General features: G+C 70.8%; 3 protein-coding genes and 1 pseudogene. All 4 read left to right on the forward strand.

The window, feature by feature from the left end:
* The first annotated feature begins 138 nt into the window (after window positions 1–138).
* Complete coding sequence (locus FKN01_RS31830) at window positions 139–1,437, forward strand: hypothetical protein (protein WP_143626123.1); 1,299 nt, start codon at window positions 139–141, stop codon at window positions 1,435–1,437.
* Between the two features lie 9 nt (window positions 1,438–1,446).
* Window positions 1,447–2,523, forward strand: coding sequence for a hypothetical protein (locus tag FKN01_RS31835; protein ID WP_143626124.1), 1,077 nt, complete (start codon window positions 1,447–1,449; stop codon window positions 2,521–2,523).
* Window positions 2,520–4,646 carry a hypothetical protein gene (locus tag FKN01_RS31840; protein ID WP_143626125.1) on the forward strand — a complete coding sequence of 709 codons (2,127 nt, stop codon included), beginning with the start codon at window positions 2,520–2,522 and terminating at the stop codon, window positions 4,644–4,646. The genes FKN01_RS31835 and FKN01_RS31840 overlap by 4 nt, the downstream gene beginning before the upstream one ends.
* Before the next feature lie 412 nt (window positions 4,647–5,058).
* Window positions 5,059–5,374 (forward strand): annotated as a pseudogene (locus tag FKN01_RS32780) (hypothetical protein); the annotation flags it as partial.

Genomic DNA, 5,374 nt, shown 5'->3' on the forward strand with positions numbered 1-5,374 from the left:
CCGGCGACCCCAAAGTGGCCCTGCGAAGGGGGTTGATGGCTGTCGGTGTGCTTTTCGTGGCCGTGATTCTCGCGATGTACGGAGACACCCTTTTCGGTACCGTTACCGACGCGAATCCGACGAGTGCGGAGTCCCCCCGTGCTGGTGACTGACAAAGACGCCTGCAAATACATTCGGGGGGTCGCCAAAAAATACTGCCTCGGTGAACTCCCCGAATCCAAGCCGGATGGGCTGCCGCCCTCCGTCAAAGAACCGGAAGGGCTGACCGATGGGGCGTCCGACCACGTAAAGGATCTCGCCGATTCCCTGATCAATGCCATTCAAGGAATGCTCGCACCGAAGGAAGTGTGGGCGCCGCAGAAAAGCGACAATTTCATCTATCAGCAATTTCTGTGGCTCGGTCAGCACCTGGCGATTGCCATTTTCCTGTGCGTCGTCGTCGTGTGCGCCCTGACCGCATGGCAGGGTGCACCGCGCCTCCGCCAGCTTGGTACGTCGACCGGGGCGACGCTCGCGGCCGTGGTCGGCATGGCGTCCGTACCCGGTGTCGTCGTGCTGCTCAACAAAGCCATCAGCGAGGCGTTCGAGAGTGCGTTCAACTCGAATGAGGGAACTTTGTTCCAGGTCATCAAAACCGACCTGGACAAAGCGCAGGATTCGGGTAACCCGCTCGCATTGCTCCTCATCGTCTCCGCACTCGTTGTGGCCCTGGCATTCGCGGCGCTCGTGTTCATGACCCGCAGCCTCGGCATCCTCGTTTTCATCTGCCTGGCCCCCCTGGTGCTGGCATCCGTGGCGCGCGGAGGCGACACGTCGGCCGTACGCGCATGGGCCCTGCGTCTGCTGGGGCTGATGTTCGCCCCGTTCGCGCTGCTGCTGGTCGTGCCGTTCGTGGCCATGGCCCGGGGGTCGCTGGTGCTGGACTCCGTCCTGCTGGTCGCGGCCGACGTGGTCATGGTCCGGTGGATTTTCCACGGCCTCCCCTATCTCGGCCCGAGGCTCGCGCGGGCGGCCCGGACCGCCGTGGAGCGCCGGTCCGACAACCCGGTCATGCTGGCCCTGGCCCGCACCGCGTCCCCCGACTTCTACGAGCAGGAGACCGTGGCCCGCACCCGGCTGGTGCCCACCCCGGGCCGCGCCGTCGCACAGGACCGCGACGTTCTGGCCGCCGCGTACGGGCTCCCGGTCAAACCCCGTTCGCCGCAGCTCACCATCGGGTCCGCGGTCGCCAAAGCGGAGGCGGAGGCGCCGCGCCGGCAGCGGCTCATGGAGGCCCGGCGGGAGGCGCGGGCGGCTGTCGCGCAGCCGACCACCGCCCGGCCCCCGGGCCCGCCGCCCCGACCGGGCCCCGCCCCCGCCCCTGCTCCGGCTCCCGGTCCTCGGCCGGCCGGGCCGGGCCGGACCCCGCCGCCGCCCTCGACACCCCCGACCCGATAGGAGGCTGACGTGTACACCCTGGCCCCCGGCTACCGCGTCCCCGCGATCCAGCGCGGGCTCAGCCCCGCCGAATCCCTGCTGACGAAGATCAACGGCGGGGCCGGGGCGGCGGTGCTGATGTCGGCGCTGATCAGCCCACCGCCCGTCGCGGCGTTCGGGGCGGTCGCCGCAGTCGCGGGCGTGCTCAACGTGGCGTTGGGGCCCCGCTCGATCGGCCGTTGGGCGGCTGTCGGGGCCCGGCACCTGACCGAGCGCACAGCCCCGGCCCGCGCGGTCTCCCGGACCGGCGGCCAGACCGCGACATGGGCCCTCTACCCGGCCCACGGCACGATGCAGGATGCCCACCGCCGCGCCGCTTTTCACGAGGGGTTCGCGCGGGCCCTGGATTTCGCCGGCGGGCAGGCCCGGTCCGGCGGGATTCAGGTGCATGTGGCCCACCACGGCACGGCGGGTGAGTACAGGTCCCACGCGCAGACGGTCTCCGTGCACGTCCCCCGGGGGCTGGTGGGGTACCCCGCGCGGGTGATCGACACCATCGCGGGGGAGTTCGCCGCATTGGGTGATCTCACCCCCGTGGAGCCGGAACCGCTGCCCGCCGTGGTCCGGAGGGACGCCCGTTGGGTCGAGCTGGACGACGGCCGGTACGCGTCCACCGCCCGAATCACCGCATGGCCCGAGGAATCCGCAGGGGACCTGATGCCCCGGCTGCTCCTGGGCCACGACGGCGACCGGTCCCTGGCGGTGCTCTACCGGCCGCTGCCGGCCGCGCAGTCGCACCGCAGCGCGAAATGGCAGAGCGCGGCCGGTGCGGCGTTCACCACGGACAGGATCAAGCAGGACTCCCACGCGCTGGCCGGCCAGGCCGTGCACGGCGCACTCGTCCAGGGCGCCACCCTCGTGGACGTGGACGCCTATCTGACGGTGTGGGGGGACAGCCCCGAGGACGTCACCGAGGCCCGCTGGCAGACCGCACTATCCGCCGACCGGCACCGGATGCGCCTGGACTGGCTCCCGGGACAGCAGCACCGCGCCCACGTGATGACCACCGCCCACGGGGCGGCCACCCGGAAAGGCATGGTCCTGTGATCCGTCTGCCTACCAGCCACGCCGCGATCACCGCCCCGCTGGTCGCCTCGACCACGACGTTTCCCGGCATCTTGATCGGCCGGAGCCTGCTCGACGGACGGCCGGTCCACCTCTCCCCGGTCCTCACACCGACCGCGCTCCTCCCCGCCACCAACAGCCTGGCGCTGGGCGGTATCGGCAGCGGCAAATCGACCACGGGCAAGGTCCGGGCGCGCCGCGAAATCCGCGACCACGGACACCAATACGTCGTTATTGACTCGTTCGGGGAGGACAGTACGGGTGAGTGGGGGGCGCTCACCCGGGCCATGGGCGGCCAGGTCATCGAGGCCGGCACGTTCGCGCTGAACGCGTGCAGCACCATGCTGCCGCGCGAGGTGCGAGAGCAGCTGCTCCGGTCGCTGGTCGCGGCGGTCGAGCCCGGGGCGCTCACCTACCAGTCCACCCACGCGCTACAGCACGCGCTCAACGACCCCAAGGCCGTCAACCTGACCGGGTTGGTTGACGCGCTTCTGCGGCCCGAGGACGGCCGGTGGCCGGCCGTGAAACTGGCTGACTGGGGGGAGGGGGTGGCCATAGCGCTGTCCCGGTACACCGAGGGGTCGTTGCGCGGCATTTTCGACCGCCCGGACGCGACCCTTCCCCCCACCGATCTTCCGATCCTGACGTTCGACCTAAGCGCCCTGGACCGCAGTTCCCCGGCCATTCCGGCGTTGATGGCGGCGGTGACGGTCTGGGTCGAGCATGTGTGGCTGCGGCAGTCCACCGCCGTGCACCGGCATCTGGTCCTGGAGGAGGCGTGGCAGATTCTGCTGTCGCCCGCCACGGCCGAGTTGATTCAGAGGCTGTTGAAGAACAGCCGCAAATCTGGCCTCTCCCTCGACGTCCTCATGCACACGCTGTCCGACCTTGGCGGCGGACGCGCTCAAGACCTCGCGAGGCTCTGCGAGGTTGCCCACATCGGGCGGCTGAATCCCGAAGAAGCCGCCGCCGTTGGTGCGCTCTACGGACTGCCTGACTGGGCCGTCGCGATGATTCCGCACCTCGACCCGGGCCAGGCCGTATGGAGGATCGGGCCCCATCACGTAGACGTGGTGGAGACCATCCGGGACGCCGACGAAGTACATCTGACCGACACCTCCGTTCGGCGCCGCGCCGCGCAAGAGGCCCTGACCGTGAGGGAGGACGACGTCCAGGAGCGCGATGTCCCCGACGTCCAGGAGCACCAGGACCAGGGCCACGGCCAGAGTGTGCCGGGCGGTCTCTGGGACAGCCGGCATTACGACGCGATCGAGGCCGCCCGGCAGGGGCGGTACACCGAGGCAGCCGATCTCGCGGCCCTGGGGGAGCGCCAGGACATTACCGCGTACGGGATCATGAGTGATCAAGCCAGCGCCTGGTTGTCCACCAGGGCCAAAGTGGCCGAGCTGTCCGGCAGTTCGGCCACGGCGGCCCGTCTGCGCGCTACGGTCGGCCGCATGGGCAAGCAGGTTGAGTGGTGGGACGAGAAGCCGGCCGACCCCGGGTACGCGGGTGGCCCCGTCGCTCCGGCCGCGCACGAATCCGCGGTGACGGCCGAGGCGCCGGAGAGGCGTCGGCGGCGTGCGTGGCCGGCCGTGGCTGCTGTCGTGGTCCTCGGTCTGGGCGCCGTGTCCCTGTGGCGGCAGGCGCTCGATGATCAGGGCGAGCAGAAGGCCGAGGCGCGGACCACGGCGGGAGCGGCCGAGGCTGCGTACAAGGGGGTCTCGGCGGCCGATGTCGTGATTGACGGAGTCACGGCGGAGACGCTCGCATCCTGGACCCGGGACGGGAGCGCGGTCATCCTCTCGGTCACGGTGGACTCGGACCAGCCGGCGCGGACAGTCCGCATTGCCTCTGGCGACCAGACCGCGCGCGAGGACGTCGAGCCGGCCTCGGAGGGGCAAATCCCCATGCCCGTACAGCTAGAGGTCAGGGTGCCGGTCAAGGACCGCACGGAGGCGGTCACGCTGTCGGTCGCGGTCGGAGGCGCCGACTGGACGAAGGGCACCGAGCCACCGCGCCGCACCATCGAGTACCGCCCCGACCGGACAGCCCGCGATGTCGACACCGGGGAGTGGCTGAAACAGCAGTACTCACACCTGTGAGGTGCAGCCGCAGCACCACGAAGGGGCCCGTCCGCACGGACGGGCCCCTTCGATCGTCCTGGCCGCCGCGCACAGGAGTACAGCGGCCGGGCTGTCACCGGGCCCCGACGGGGGCGGGGTCCAGTGGTCCGGAGCGGCCCGGGCGCCACACCCAAGCCACGTCGGCGGGCTCATCCTAGGGCGCTGTTGGTCCGGCCGTCGTGCCGGTGCGTTACCGCCGTCGTCCGTACGACCGGGGACTCGTCGTTGCCTCTCCCGGGTGATTTTTTCCCTCACGTACGCGTATGCGATTTATGCGGCGTTCGCCCAACTCTAGTCAAAAAGCGGGGCGTTGACACTTTTGGTGATAGTTCGTCATGGTTTTTGCGTGGTCCGGTTGGCGGGCTGCTCGGTGTGGATGGGAGTGCGGGCAATGGGTCGTGTGCGTGAGGTCTACGGCGAGATCGAGGCGGCGGGGCGGTTGCGGGTGCCGGTGGCGGCGTGGCGGTGGGCGGCGGCGTCGGGGCTGGTTCCGCCGGCGGACGCCGGTCCGGGGGCGTGGTCGCGGGCGGTGGTGGAGGCGGCGGACCCGGAGGCGGTCCGGGCCGGGCTTCGGCTGGTGGATGCGTGGGAGGCGGCGGACCGGCTGACCCGGGCGCTGGGGGAGCCGCTGGTGTGGCGGCCGGAGGTGACCGCGTCGGCGGTCGGTCATCTGGTGCGGGCCGGGCTGCTGGCCGGCCTCGGCGGCG

This window comes from Streptomyces sp. 130 (assembly GCF_007096885.1).
GTDB lineage: Bacteria > Actinomycetota > Actinomycetes > Streptomycetales > Streptomycetaceae > Streptomyces.